Here is a 13,455-nt window from a genome sequence, read left to right as displayed (position 1 = left end):
GGAACATTAGACTCGACAAGCCCGGCAACAGCTCGATCAGCTCTACTGCAAGGAGGCACGGGTGCCGCTGCTGACCCGCATCAGGGGACCGCGCGATCTGGACCGGCTCAGCCTGGAGCAGCTGGACCAGCTGGCGGAGGAGATCAGGACCTTCCTCGTCGACGCGGTCTCCAAGACCGGCGGCCACCTCGGCCCCAACCTCGGTGTGGTCGAGCTGACCATCGCCCTGCACCGCGTCTTCGAGTCCCCGAAGGACAAGGTGCTGTGGGACACGGGCCACCAGTCCTACGTCCACAAGCTGCTCACCGGCCGCCAGGACTTCTCCCGGCTGAAGATGAAGGGCGGCCTGTCCGGCTACCCCTCGCAGGCCGAGTCCGAGCACGACGTCATCGAGAACAGCCACGCGTCCACGGTGCTCGGCTGGGCCGACGGCCTCGCGAAGGCCAACCAGATCCTCGAGCGCGACGACCACGTGGTCGCCGTGATCGGTGACGGCGCGCTGACGGGCGGCATGGCCTGGGAGGCGTTGAACAACATCGCCGACGGGGACCGCCCGCTGGTGATCGTCGTCAACGACAACGAGCGGTCCTACGCACCGACCATCGGCGGCCTCGCGAACCACCTGGCGACCCTGCGGACCACCGACGGCTACGAGCGCTTCCTGGCCCGCGGCAAGGACCTCCTGGAGCGCACTCCGGTCGTCGGCAAGCCCCTCTACGAGACCCTGCACGGGGCGAAGAAGGGCCTCAAGGACTTCATCGCACCGCAGGGCATGTTCGAGGACCTGGGCCTGAAGTACGTCGGCCCGATCGACGGCCACGACATCGAGGCGCTGGAGTCGGCGCTCGCGCGCGCCAAGCGCTTCGGCGGCCCGGTGATCGTGCACTGCCTCACCGAGAAGGGCCGCGGCTACCAGCCCGCCCTCCAGGACGAGGCCGACCGCTTCCACGGCATCGGCCCCATCCACCCCGACACCGGCCTGCCCGTCAAGGCCTCGGGCGCCGACTGGACCTCGGTCTTCGGCGACGAGATGGTCCGGCTCGGCAAGGAGCGGGCGGACATCGTCGCGATCACGGCGGCGATGCTCCAGCCGGTCGGCCTGAAGAAGTTCGCGGACGCCTTCCCGCACCGGATCTACGACGTCGGCATCGCCGAGCAGCACGCCGCCGTCTCCGCCGCGGGCCTCGCCACCGGCGGACTGCACCCCGTCTTCGCGGTGTACGCCACCTTCCTCAACCGCGCCTTCGACCAGGTCCTGATGGACGTGGCCCTGCACAAGTGCGGGGTCACCTTCGTCCTGGACCGGGCCGGCGTCACCGGCACCGACGGCGCCTCCCACAACGGCATGTGGGACATGTCGATCCTGCAGGTGGTGCCCGGACTCCGGCTCGCCGCCCCGCGCGACGCCGACCAGGTCCGTGCCCAGCTGCGCGAGGCCGTCCAGGTCAAGGACGCGCCGACCGTGGTGCGCTTCTCGAAGGGCGCCGTCGGCCCCGCCGTACCCGCCGTGGGTCGCGTCGGCGGCATGGACATCCTGCGCGAGCCGGGGACGGACACCCCGGACGTGCTCCTCGTCTCCGTGGGTGCCCTCGCCCCCATGTGCCTCGAGATCGCCTCGCTGCTCGACAAGCAGGGCATCTCCACCACGGTCGTCGACCCGCGCTGGGTCAAGCCCGTCGACGAGGCCATGGCGCCGCTGGCGGAGCGGCACCGCGTGGTCGTCACCGTCGAGGACAACTCCCGTGTCGGCGGCGTCGGTTCCTCGATCGCGCAGGCCCTGCGCGACGCGGGCGTCGACGTACCACTGCGCGACTTCGGCATCCCGCCGCGCTTCCTCGACCACGCCGCCCGCGCCGAGGTCATGACGGAGATCGGGCTCACGGCGCCCGACATCGCCCGCCAGGTCACCGGGCTGGTCTCCAAGCTGGACGGCCGGTTCAACCGGGCCGCGGCTCAGGTCGATTCGGTGGAGCCCGCGCGCGACTGACACGCCCGAACGGGCCGGTTCCACCACTGCCAAGAGTGGTGAAACCGGCCCGTTCGCGTGAATCCGCCCGCGTCGGGGCATACGTACCACGCCCCCTCTCGATCATGTCGAGGACGACAAAGCGTGGGAGGTAAGCCCGTGAGCAGCACCCTCTTCCGGACGAAGAAGGTCGAGCAGTCCATCCTCGATACCGAGGAACCCGAACACGCGCTCAGGAAGTCCCTGTCCGCACTCGATCTGACGGTCTTCGGCGTCGGCGTCATCATCGGCACCGGCATCTTCGTTCTCACCGGCACGGTGGCCAAGAACAACGCCGGCCCCGCCGTGGCCCTGGCCTTCGTCGTGGCCGGCGTCGTCTGCGCGCTCGCCGCGATCTGCTACGCCGAGTTCGCCTCCACCGTCCCGGTGGCCGGCTCGGCGTACACCTTCTCGTACGCCTCTCTGGGCGAACTGCCCGCCTGGATCATCGGCTGGGACCTGGTCCTGGAGTTCGCGCTGGGCACCGCGGTGGTCGCGGTCGGCTGGTCCGGCTACATCGCCTCGCTGCTGGACAACGCGGGCTGGCACCTGCCGGCGTCGCTCACCGGGAGAGAGGGCGCCGACGGCTTCGGCTTCGACATCCTCGCCGCCGCTCTCGTGCTGGTGCTCACCGCCGTCCTCGTGGTCGGCACGAAGCTCTCCGCGCGGGTCACCGCCGTCGTGGTCGCCATCAAGGTGACCGTCGTCCTGACCGTGATCATCGCGGGCGCCTTCTTCATCACGAGCGACAACTACGACCCGTTCATCCCGAAGGCGCAGGAGGTCCCGGCCGGTGACAGTCTCCAGTCGCCGCTCATCCAGCTGATGTTCGGCTGGGCACCCTCCAACTTCGGCGTGATGGGCATCTTCACCGCCGCGTCCGTCGTCTTCTTCGCCTTCATCGGCTTCGACGTCGTCGCCACCGCCGCCGAGGAGACCAGGAACCCGCAGCGGGACATGCCGCGCGGCATCATCGGCTCGCTCATCATCTGCACCACGCTCTACGTCGCCGTGTCGATCGTCGTGACCGGCATGCAGCACTACACCAAGCTGTCCGTGGACGCCCCGCTCGCCGACGCGTTCAAGGCCACCGGGCACCCCTGGTTCGCCGGCTTCATCAGCTTCGGCGCCGCGGTCGGCCTGACCACGGTCTGCATGATCCTGCTCCTCGGCCAGACCCGGGTCTTCTTCGCGATGAGCCGCGACGGACTGCTGCCGCGGTTCTTCTCCCACGTCCACCCGCGGTTCAAGACCCCGCACCGGCCGACCATCCTGCTCGGCGTGGTCATCGCGATCCTGGCCGGCTTCACCAGCCTGAGCGAACTCGCGGAACTGGTGAACATCGGCACGCTGTTCGCGTTCATCGTCGTCGCGATCGGCGTGATCATCCTCCGCAACACCCGTCCCGACCTGCCCCGCACCTTCCGCACCCCGCTGGTGCCGTTCCTGCCGATCGTGTCGGTGCTGGCCTCGCTGTGGCTGATGCTGAACCTGCCGGCCGAGACCTGGCTCCGGTTCGGCATCTGGATGGTGATCGGCTTCGTCGTGTACTTCTTCTACGGCCGCTCCCACAGCCGCCTCGGACGCCAGCAGGCCGCGGAGTCGGCGAACTCCTGAACCCGCCGGGCGGCAACGAGAAGCAGCCGACCTTCTCGCCACGCCCCGACACTCCGGCCCCGTATGTCCCGCTCCGGCGGGGCCGCGGGGCCGGTCGGCGTTCCGGGCGCGGTGGGAGCGGTGCTCACGCCGGCCTGACGGACCGCGGTCCCGTCACCTCCGCCCCCAACTCCGCCACCCTCCGGCGCAGTTCGCGGTCCGCCGTCACCACCAGTACCGAGCGTTCGCCCGCCCCGGCGACCAGGTCGACCATGTGGTCGTCCCCGCTGCCCGGCGCCGACTCGACCTGGACGCCGGGTACCGACTCCACCCCGCGCGCCGCCCCCTCCACCACGAGGACGATCTCCACGGGGCCGGAGCGGCCCGGGAGACCGTCGGCCGCGAGCCGGTCGCGGAGACGTTCCGCGGCCCCCCGCCGGTCGCGCCACCAGCCGTCGGGGACCGACCCGACGACGTTCGCGGCGTCGACGATCACCAGCAGGGGGGAGGTCTCGTCCATGCGGCAAGGCTCGCACAGCCGGTGCCGGCGCCGGGTCAGTCGTCCCGCTTCTCGTCGAAGCTTGCGAAGTACGCCGCCGCCATGTCCTCGTCTGCGTGGCCCTGCGCGGCAGCCCGCTCCATACGTGCGGCGCTCGCGGCCGCGACGTCCAGCCGGACGCCGTTGTTCCGGCCGGCCTCGACGATCAGACGGGCGTCCTTCGCCGCCGTGCCCACCGCGAACTGGGCCGGAGAGAGCCGGTCGTTCAGGATCAGGCCCGCCTTGGCCTTCAGATAGCCCATGTCGAGCGGGCCGTCGGCGATGAGGTCGAAGAAGTCCTGCGGGTCGACGCCGAGGGCCTGCGACAGGGCCAGCACCTCGCCGGTCGCCGCGGTGGCGGCGAGGACCCAGCTGTTGGCCACCAGCTTCAGCCGGGTCGCACTGCCGGCCGCCCCGTCCTCACCGGTCCACACCGTGCGGGTGCCGACCGCGTCGAACACCGGCTCCACCGCCTTCCGGCCCTCGACGGGCCCGGCGGCCAGCACGGTCAGCTGACCGGCCTCCGCGGGCTGGCGGGTGCCGAGCACGGGGGCGTCGTAGAAGACGAGTTCGTGCTCGCGGGCGAACGCGGCCAGGTCGTCGATCGCCTCGATGCCGGCGGTGGTCGACTGCACCCAGGCGGCGCCGGGGCGCAGGGCGGGGGCCGCCTCGCGCATGACGTCCAGGGCGGCCGGACCGTCGTAGAGCATGGTCAGGACGACGTCGGCGCCCTGGACCGCCTCGGCGGGGGAGTCATAGACGTGGACGCGGTCGGCGGTGAGCGGCTCGGCCTTGGCGCGGGTGCGGTTCCAGGCGCGGACGGTGTGTCCGGCGCGGGCGAGGTTGCGGGCCATCGGGGCGCCCATGATGCCCGTGCCGAGGACACTCACGGTGAGCTTGTCGGTCATGAGGTCGGCTTCCTTACTCGTGCGGTGGCCGCACGCGTGCGGTGATTGCTGGGAACAGCCTGCCCGCTCGGCGCCCCACCGTGCTCAAGGGACCCGCGTGGAGGTGCGCGTCACCCGGGGGCCGAGCCGCGGTCGCGATGCCGTCCCGCATAGAGTGAACCGGTGAACGGCGACTGGCTCATACGCGGCCGCGACGGCCGGCTCAGTGTCTACCTGCCGACGGACGACGCCGTCCTGTGCCGCGCGGAACGCGGACCCGGCGGCCCCTGGTCACCCCCGCACAAGGTCGGCGGCGACCAGAAGCTGCGCCTCGCACCCGCCGTCGGGCAGGGCAGCGACTCCTACGCCCATCTGGTCTCCTGGCGGCCCACCGCCTCCGGCGAGTCCGGCCTCGTCCACTCCACCCACTTCCGGCCCCGCCTCGCGGCCCTCGACTGGGCCTCCGTCGGGCACCCCGACAAGAAGGGCGAGCACACCGGCACTCCCGCCGTCGCGGTCGACGCCGAGGGGCGCGCCCATGTCTTCGTCCGCAACAAGGGCGGCGGGGTGAGCATGCTCGCCCAGCGGGAGAAGGGCGGCTGGGATCCCTGGCGCGACCTCAAGGGGCGTGACGTACAAGAGGAGTTGGCGGCCGTGACGGGCGAGTCCGGACGCGTCGAGGTGTACGCGGCCGTCCCCGGCGGCATCCTGCACTGGCGGCAGGAGGAGCCGGGGGCGCAGCCCGCCCTGGAGGAGGCGATGGAGGCCCCGGTCCGCCCCGGCACCCTGCGTGCCCTCGCCACCTCCGCGGACGGCACCACCCTCTTCTACACCGACGACTCGGGCGACCTGTGCGCCTGGCGCCCCGGTGGCAAGCCGGTCGCGCTCCTGCCGTCCGCCGGACCGGGCCCCGTCTCCGCCGTCCGCTGCGAACTCGACGGCCACGACTGCACGTTGCTCGCCCAACGCTCGGCAAGCGGCCGAGTGGCCTTCGCCGCGTATCCCACCGAACAGGAGTCGGCGGGCGCCTGGTGGACCGAGTCGGGACCCCAACTCCCCCTGGACGCCGGGGTGTCACTGGCGGTGGACGAGGACGGCCGAGTGGTGGCGGCAACGTTGTCCCCGTCGACCGGACAACTGCTCCTGACTCGCCGCAAGGACGAGCCGGGGCTGGCGTTGGAGGCGTGGCGGGAGGTGTGACGGGGCCCGTGCGGCGGCCGCGTGAGGGCCGGCCGGTGCCTGCCGGGTCGCCCGGCCCCGGCGATGGCCTACGACGCGACGGGCGCCCCGCTGGGGCCCTGGCGGTCGTAGCCGCCCTTCGTGCACGAGAGAGGGGCCTCCGCCCGCCGGCGGAGGCCCCTCTTCACCTGTGCTGCCGTGCTACGCCGTTATGCCGGAACCGACGCCACACCCGGAGCCAAGAACTTCTTGCCGTTCACGCGCTCCGAGACACCCTCGCGGTCCAGGTACGGCGTGATGCCGCCCAGGTGGAAGGGCCAGCCGGCGCCCGTGATCAGGCAGAGGTCGATGTCCTGGGCCTCGGCGACGACGCCCTCGTCGAGCATGAGCCCGATCTCCTGCGCCACCGCGTCCAGGACGCGGTCGCGGACCTGCTCCTCCGTCAGGACGCTGTCGCCCTGCTTCAGGAGCGCGGCGACCTCGGGGTCCAGCTCGGGCTTGCCGGAGTCGTAGACGTAGAAGCCGCGCTTGCCCGCCTTGACGACGGCCGCGAGGTTCGGGGAGACCGTGAAGCGGTCCGGGAAGGACCGGTTGAGGGTCTCCGAGACGTGCAGGCCGATGGCCGGACCGACCAGCTCCAGGAGGACGAGAGGAGACATCGGCAGGCCCAGCGGCTCCACCGCCTTCTCGGCGATGTCGACCGGGGTGCCCTCGTCGATGACGTTCTGGATCTCGCCCATGAAGCGGGTGAGGATGCGGTTCACGACGAACGCCGGGGCGTCCTTGACCAGAACCGCCGTCTTCTTCAGCTTCTTGGCGACGGCGAACGCGGTCGCGAGCGACGCGTCGTCGGTCTGCTCACCGCGGACGATCTCGAGGAGCGGCAGGATCGCGACCGGGTTGAAGAAGTGGAAGCCGACGACCCGCTCGGGGTTCTTCAGCTTCGACGCCATCTCGGTGACCGACAGCGAGGAGGTGTTCGTCGCGAAGATCGCGTGCGCCGGGGCGACCGCCTCGACCTCGGCGAACACCTGCTGCTTGACGCCGATCTCCTCGAAGACGGCCTCGATGATGAAGTCCGCGTCGGAGAAGCCCTCGGCCTTGTCCAGCACACCGCTGACCAGGGCCTTGAGGCGGTTGGCCTTGTCCTGGTTGATACGGCCCTTGCCGAGCAGCTTGTCGATCTCGGCGTGGACGTAGCCCACACCCTTGTCGACGCGCTCCTGGTCGATGTCGGTCAGCACGACCGGTACCTCGAGGCGGCGCAGGAACAGCAGCGCGAGCTGCGAGGCCATGAGGCCCGCGCCCACGACGCCGACCTTGGTGACCGGACGCGCCAGGGACTTGTCCGGGGCGCCGGCCGGGCGCTTGCCGCGCTTCTGCACCAGGTTGAACGCGTAGATGCCGGCGCGCAGTTCGCCACCCATGATCAGGTCGGCGAGCGCGACGTCCTCGGCGTCGTAGCCCTGCTGCAGGTCGCCGTTCTTGGCGGCGGCGATGATGTCGAGCGCGCGGTAGGCGGCCGGGGCCGCACCGTGCACCTTCGAGTCCGCGATGAAACGGCCCTTGGCGACGGCCTGGTCCCAGGCCTCACCACGGTCGATCACCGGACGCTCGACCTCGACGTCACCCTTCAGCACCTGGGCGGTCCACAGCAGCGACTGCTCCAGGAAGTCGGCGCCCTCGAAGATGGCGTCGGCGATGCCCAGGTCGAAGACCTGCTGGCCCTTGAGCTGCTTGTTCTGGTTGAGGCTGTTCTCGATGATCACCGAGACGGCCTTGTCGGCGCCGATCAGGTTCGGCAGCAGCGTGCAGCCGCCCCAGCCGGGGACCAGACCGAGGAAGACCTCGGGGAGCGAGAAGGCCGGGAGCGCCTTCGAGACGGTCCGGTACTCGCAGTGCAGACCGACCTCGACGCCGCCGCCCATCGCCGCGCCGTTGTAGTACGCGAAGGTCGGGACCGCGATGCCGGCGAGGCGCTTGAAGACCTCGTGGCCGCCCTTGCCGATGGCGAGCGCGTCCTTGTGCTCCTTGAGGAGCTCGACGCCCTTGAGGTCGGCGCCGACCGCGAAGATGAACGGCTTGCCGGTGATGCCGACACCGACGATCTCGCCGGCCGCGGCCTCCTTCTCGACCTGGTCGATGGCGGTGTTCAGGTTCGCCAGCGAGGCCGGGCCGAAGGTGGTCGGCTTGGTGTGGTCGAAGCCGTTGTCCAGCGTGACCAGGGCGAAGCGCCCGGCGCCGAACGGCAGGTCGAGGTGGCGTACGTGCGCGGACGTCACGACCTCGTCGGGGAACAGCTCGGCCGCGCCCTTCAGGAGTTCGGTGGTGCTCACTTGTCGCCTCCGGCGTCCTTGTGGTGCGGGTTCTCCCAGATGACCGTGGCGCCCATGCCGAAGCCGACGCACATGGTGGTGAGGCCGTAGCGGACCTCGGGCTGCTCCTCGAACTGGCGGGCCAGCTGCGTCATGAGACGCACACCCGAGGAGGCGAGCGGGTGACCGAACGCGATGGCGCCGCCGTACTGGTTGACGCGCGCGTCGTCGTCGGCGATGCCGTAGTGGTCCAGGAACGCCAGGACCTGGATGGCGAACGCCTCGTTGATCTCGAACAGACCGATGTCGGAGATGCTGAGCCCCGCCTGCGCGAGGGCCTTCTCCGTGGCCGGGATCGGGCCGTAGCCCATGACCTCGGGCTCGACACCCACGAAGGAGTACGAGACCAGGCGCATCTTCACCGGCAGGTTGTTCTCACGGGCGAAGTCTTCGGAGGCGATGAGCGAGGCGGTGGCGCCGTCGTTCAGACCGGCCGCGTTACCGGCGGTGACCCGCCCGTGGACACGGAACGGCGTCTTCAGACCCGAGAGGTTCTCCAGGGTGGTCCCCGGCCGCATCGGCTCGTCGGCGGTCACCAGACCCCAGCCGGTCTCACCGGCCTCCGGGTTGGTGCGACGCACGGAGATCGGAACGAGGTCGGCCTGGATCTTGCCGTCGGCGTACGCCTTGGCGGCCTTCTCCTGCGAGCGCACGGCGTACTCGTCGGCGCGCTGCTTGGTGATCTGCGGGTACCGGTCGTGCAGGTTCTCCGCGGTCATGCCCATGAACAGCGCGGACTCGTCGACCAGCTTCTCGCTGACGAACCGCGGGTTCGGGTCCACGCCCTCGCCCATCGGGTGGCGGCCCATGTGCTCGACACCACCGGCGACGGCGATGTCGTACGCCCCGAAGGCCACGGAACCGGCGACCGCGGTGACGGCGGTCAGCGCGCCGGCACACATGCGGTCGATGGAGTAGCCCGGGACGGACTGCGGAAGGCCGGCGAGGATCCCGGCCGTGCGGCCGATGGTCAGGCCCTGGTCACCGATCTGCGTGGTCGCGGCGATGGCGACCTCGTCGATCTTCTTGGGGTCGAGACCGGGGTTGCGGCGCAGCAGCTCCCGGATCGCCTTCACGACGAGGTCGTCGGCCCGGGTCTCGTGGTAGATGCCCTTCGGGCCCGCCTTGCCGAACGGGGTGCGGACGCCGTCGACGAAGACGACGTCCCTGACGGTACGAGGCACGATGGCTCTCCTCCAGGGTGCGGGATCTGCACTGCTGCGATGCGCTGCACTGAGCGCGCGCTCAGGACCCATGCTACTTACGGGTAACGTAGCTGCACACCCCTGACGCCTGGAGCGGCGAACGTCACATCGGGCAGGGCGGACTTTTCAGGGGCGCGGGGACTGCCCGACAAGCCACATCGGACCCGCACCCCGGACAAACCCTCACCGAGGCGGCGCCGTGGACCCCCGAGGAGTCAGTACAGGCGTCGGCACGGGATGCGACCCGGCCCCGTCCCCGGAGATCATCCCGAACAAGGTCCGCGCCACATCCGCCCCGAATCCGTGCACGTCATGACTCATGGCAGACAGGGTCGGATGCGTGAGCCGGCACAACTGCGAGTCGTCCCACGCCAGCAACGAAACATCCCCCGGCACCGACAGCCCCATCTCCGCGGCCACCGAAAGCCCCGCCACCGCCATGATGTCGTTGTCGTACACGATCGCCGTCGGACGGTCCGGCGGAGCGGAAGCGAGGAGCGACCGGGTTGCCCGCGCTCCCGCCTCCCCGGAGTAGTCGGTGGTCACCTGCCAGGCGCCGGCCAGTTCAAGGATCCGTGCCGCCTCGTCGAAGGCGGCGGACCGCATCGCCGTGTGCCCGAGCGCCGCCGCCCCGCCCACCCGGGCGATCCGCCGATGCCCCAGCGCCGCGAGGTACCGCACGGCCTCCGTCACGGCGGTGGCGTCGTCGGTCCACACGGAGGTGAGGGAGCCGGTCAGCGAAGGGTGCCCGACGGCCACCACTGGCATCCCGAGCCGCTCGGCCGCCGCCACCCGGGGGTCGTCGTTCGCCTGGAAGTCGACGAGGATCGATCCGCCGACCTGCCGCCCGCGCCACCACGCCTCCTGCAGCCCGACCTCCTCCTCCACCGTGCGTACGAGCCTGAGCAGCAGCGAGCAGGAGTGCTCGGTCAGCACGCTCTCCACCCCCGACACGAACTCCATGTAGAAGGGCTCCAGCCCGAGCAGCCGCGCCGGGCGACAAATCGCGAGGCCCACCACGTCCACCCGCGACCCGGCCAGCGTCCGCGCGGTGAGGTTCGGCGCCCACCCCAGCTCCCGGGCCGCCTTGAAGATCCGGTCCCGGGTCGCGTCCGACAGCCCCGGCTTGTGGTTGAAGGCGAGCGACACGGCACCCTTGGACACCCCGGCGCGCGCGGCGACGTCCTTGATGGTGACGCGGGACGTGGTCATGGGGCGGTCTCCAGGCAGTACAGGGCGGATCGGGCGGCATCCGGATCAGGAGTCTCCCAGCCCCGCACGCCGATCGTGACCGATTCCCCGGGCAGCAGCGTGACGAGCCCGCGATCGGCGCGCGCCCGCGGGTCCAGCCGGTCGGCCTGCAACAGCAGATCCCGTACGAGGGTGTGGGCCGTCACCGTGATGGCACCCGGCGACACCGTCACGTTGAACTCGGCCCGTGGATAAGGGACTTCACGGTCCGGCACGGGAAAGTGCACGGCGCGCAGCCCGTCCGCGTCCGCCACCAGGAACTCCTTGGGACCGGTCGGTTCCAGCTCCCGGGGAATGCCGACGACGCCCACCGCCCGCGCCTCGGCGGTCAGCCCCACGCTCGCCTCCCCGACCACCGCACCCTCGACCGACATCCGCCGCAGGACCAGCGTGCCCGTCCATGCCTCGGCAGCCTGGTTGACGGCCGCCAACACCAGCCCGGAATCCCGCACTTGGAGCGTCAGCAGTCGGTCCGCGTAGAGCCGCCGCAGCTCGTGGTACAGCGGCTTCTCCCGCCCGTCGCCGTCGATCGCCGCCCACGACGTCACCGGCCAGCAGTCGTTGAGCTGCCACACCACCGTGCCCGCGCACACCGGCCAGTGCGACCGCCAGTGCTCGATCCCGGCGGCGACGGCACGCGCCTGGTTGACCTGCATGAGGTAGTGCCACCGGTCGAAGTCTCCTTCGGGCACGGCGAAATGACGCGCGAGCCCGCGCTCCAGCTTCCCGTTGCCGTCGTCCGCCTTCTGGTGATGCAGCATGCCGGGGGAGCCGGCCGCGAGCTCCTCACCGGGCAGCGCCCGCCGCAGCGTGGCGTACGCGGGCGGCGCCTGCCACCCGAACTCGGCGACGAACCGCGGCACTTCACTCCGGTATTCGGCGTAGTCCTCCCGGTTCCACACCTCCCACGAGTGGTGCGTGCCGTGCGCCGGATCGTTCGGATGACGGTCCCAGGATCCCGACCACGGACTGCCCGCCGTGTACGGCCGCGTCGGATCCAACTCCGCCACCACCCGCGGCAGTACGCCGAGGTAGTACCCCTCGCCCCACGAGTCCCCGCCCAGCCGCTCCTCCCACCCCCAGTCCCGAAACCCCCACAGGTTCTCGTTGTTGCCGTTCCACAGCACGAGCGAGGGATGCGGCATCAGCCGTACGACGTTCTCGCGCACCTCGGCCTCCACCTCGCCCCGCAGCGGCTGCTCCTCCGGGTAGGCCGCGCACGCGAACGGGAAGTCCTGCCAGACCAGCAGCCCCAGTTCGTCACAGGCGTCGTAGAAGTCCTCGCTCTCGTAGATCCCGCCGCCCCAGATCCGTACGAGATCGACACCCGCTCCGGCGGCCTGCCCGAGCCGCTCCCGGTACCGCTCGCGGGTGATCCGGGACGGGAACACGTCGTCCGGGATCCAGTTGACGCCCCGGGCGAAGAGCCGCTCGCCGTTGACGACGAGGGTGAATCCCGTGCCGTGCGCGTCGGCCGAGGTGTCCAGTTCGACAGTCCGGAAGCCGACCCGCCGCCGCCACGCATCCAGCGGCTCGTGGCCGTGCAGAAGCGTCAACTCGACGTCGTACAAAGGCTGTTCACCGTATCCGCGCGGCCACCACAGCCGTACGTCAGGCACCCGAAGCCGTACGACCCCCGCCGTCCCGTCGAGCTCCGCGCGCGCCCGCACCCCGCCGACGGTCGCCTCGACGGTGAGCGGCGCCTCGACCCGGGTCCGCTCCACCTCCACGTGCAGCTCGACCACCCCCTCGCCGCCCTCGACGGTCACGACAGGACGCACCCGCGCGATCCGGGCCGTCGACCACCGCTCCAGCCGCACCGGCCGCCAGATTCCGGCCGTCACCAGCGTCGGCCCCCAGTCCCAGCCGAACGAGCAGGCCATCTTGCGCAGGTACTGGTACGGCTCGGCGTAGGCGGCGGGCCGCTCGCCGACCCGCCCGCGCACCGCCTCGGCCTCGGCGTACGCGGAGACGAACCGCACCGACAGCCGGCCCCCCATTCCGGTCACGTCGAAGCGGTAGGACCGGTGCATGTTCCGTGTCCGGCCCAGGAGTTGACCGTCGACCAGGATCTCTGCGGCGGTGTCGAGCCCCTCGAAGACGAGATCGGTCTGCTCATGCCCGCGCCCCGAACCGTGCCCCGAACCGTGCCCCGAACCGGCCCGCAGGACGGTCTCGTACGTCCACTCCCGGCGCCCCACCCACGCCACCTCGGCCTCGTTCCGCCCGAGAAAGGGATCCGGGATCACCCCGGCCGCCAGCAGATCGGTGTGCACGCAGCCCGGCACCACGGCCGCGAGCCCGTCCCCCTCGTGCCGCAGGACCCATCCCTCGGTGAGCGGTGTCGCCTCCAGCATGCACACTCCCTAAACCGTTTCAGCCCAGTCAGCGAGAAGTTTTCTCCAGCCTTGGCGGAATA

The 13,455-nt window shown here is 70.9% G+C and carries 9 protein-coding genes; 3 read left to right on the top strand and 6 right to left on the bottom strand.

Translation table 11 applies throughout. From position 1 onward, the window contains the following. Positions 1-61: 61 nt before the first annotated feature. A complete protein-coding gene (gene dxs, locus OG303_RS14125) occupies positions 62-1,987 on the top strand; it encodes a 1-deoxy-D-xylulose-5-phosphate synthase (RefSeq protein ID WP_405868439.1) in 1,926 nt (641 codons plus the stop codon). Positions 1,988-2,125: 138 nt separating this feature from the next. Then, a complete protein-coding gene (locus tag OG303_RS14120) occupies positions 2,126-3,622 on the top strand; it encodes an amino acid permease (protein ID WP_405868437.1) in 1,497 nt (498 codons plus the stop codon). A gap of 124 nt (positions 3,623-3,746) precedes the next feature. Here OG303_RS14120 and OG303_RS14115 read toward each other — a convergent pair whose 3' ends face one another. Continuing rightward, a complete protein-coding gene (locus tag OG303_RS14115; RefSeq protein WP_405868435.1) occupies positions 3,747-4,121 on the bottom strand; it encodes an NTP pyrophosphohydrolase in 375 nt (124 codons plus the stop codon). A gap of 35 nt (positions 4,122-4,156) precedes the next feature. Beyond that, a complete protein-coding gene (locus OG303_RS14110) occupies positions 4,157-5,047 on the bottom strand; it encodes an NAD(P)-dependent oxidoreductase (protein WP_405868433.1) in 891 nt (296 codons plus the stop codon). A gap of 162 nt (positions 5,048-5,209) precedes the next feature. Here OG303_RS14110 and OG303_RS14105 point away from each other — a divergent pair, with 162 nt between their 5' ends. Then, positions 5,210-6,226, top strand: coding sequence for a hypothetical protein (locus OG303_RS14105; protein ID WP_405868432.1), 1,017 nt, complete (start codon positions 5,210-5,212; stop codon positions 6,224-6,226). Positions 6,227-6,414: 188 nt separating this feature from the next. Here the strand turns inward: OG303_RS14105 and OG303_RS14100 are convergent, their stop codons facing one another. From OG303_RS14100 to OG303_RS14085, 4 genes are all read right to left on the bottom strand, one after another. Next, on the bottom strand, positions 6,415-8,541 hold the full coding sequence (locus OG303_RS14100; protein WP_405868430.1) for a 3-hydroxyacyl-CoA dehydrogenase NAD-binding domain-containing protein: 2,127 nt from the start codon (positions 8,539-8,541) through the stop codon (positions 6,415-6,417). Next, positions 8,538-9,764 (bottom strand): thiolase family protein, encoded by a 1,227-nt coding sequence (locus tag OG303_RS14095; protein WP_405868428.1) that lies wholly within the window; start codon positions 9,762-9,764, stop codon positions 8,538-8,540. Before OG303_RS14095 ends, OG303_RS14100 begins: the two co-directional genes overlap by 4 nt. 204 nt (positions 9,765-9,968) lie before the next feature. Continuing rightward, positions 9,969-10,997, bottom strand: coding sequence for a LacI family DNA-binding transcriptional regulator (locus tag OG303_RS14090; RefSeq protein ID WP_405868426.1), 1,029 nt, complete (start codon positions 10,995-10,997; stop codon positions 9,969-9,971). Continuing rightward, positions 10,994-13,393: a glycoside hydrolase family 2 protein gene (locus tag OG303_RS14085; protein ID WP_405868424.1), complete on the bottom strand. Its 2,400-nt coding sequence runs from the start codon at positions 13,391-13,393 to the stop codon at positions 10,994-10,996. The genes OG303_RS14090 and OG303_RS14085 overlap by 4 nt, the downstream gene beginning before the upstream one ends. Between the last annotated feature and the right edge of the window lie 62 nt (positions 13,394-13,455).

The organism is Streptomyces sp. NBC_00005 (genome assembly GCF_045160215.1).
In the GTDB taxonomy this organism is placed as follows: domain Bacteria; phylum Actinomycetota; class Actinomycetes; order Streptomycetales; family Streptomycetaceae; genus Streptomyces.
The sequence above is the reverse complement of the archived record's forward strand: the minus strand, read 5'-3'. Positions and strand labels throughout refer to the sequence as shown.

Bases quoted from the DNA above. Each gene is read 5' to 3' on its own strand.
- OG303_RS14115 (WP_405868435.1), bottom strand. From the start codon at position 4,121: ATGGACGAGACCTCCCCCCTGCTGGTGATCGTCGACGCCGCGAACGTC.
- OG303_RS14110 (WP_405868433.1), bottom strand. From the start codon at position 5,047: ATGACCGACAAGCTCACCGTGAGTGTCCTCGGCACGGGCATCATGGGC.
- OG303_RS14090 (WP_405868426.1), bottom strand. From the start codon at position 10,997: ATGACCACGTCCCGCGTCACCATCAAGGACGTCGCCGCGCGCGCCGGG.
- OG303_RS14085 (WP_405868424.1), bottom strand. From the start codon at position 13,393: ATGCTGGAGGCGACACCGCTCACCGAGGGATGGGTCCTGCGGCACGAG.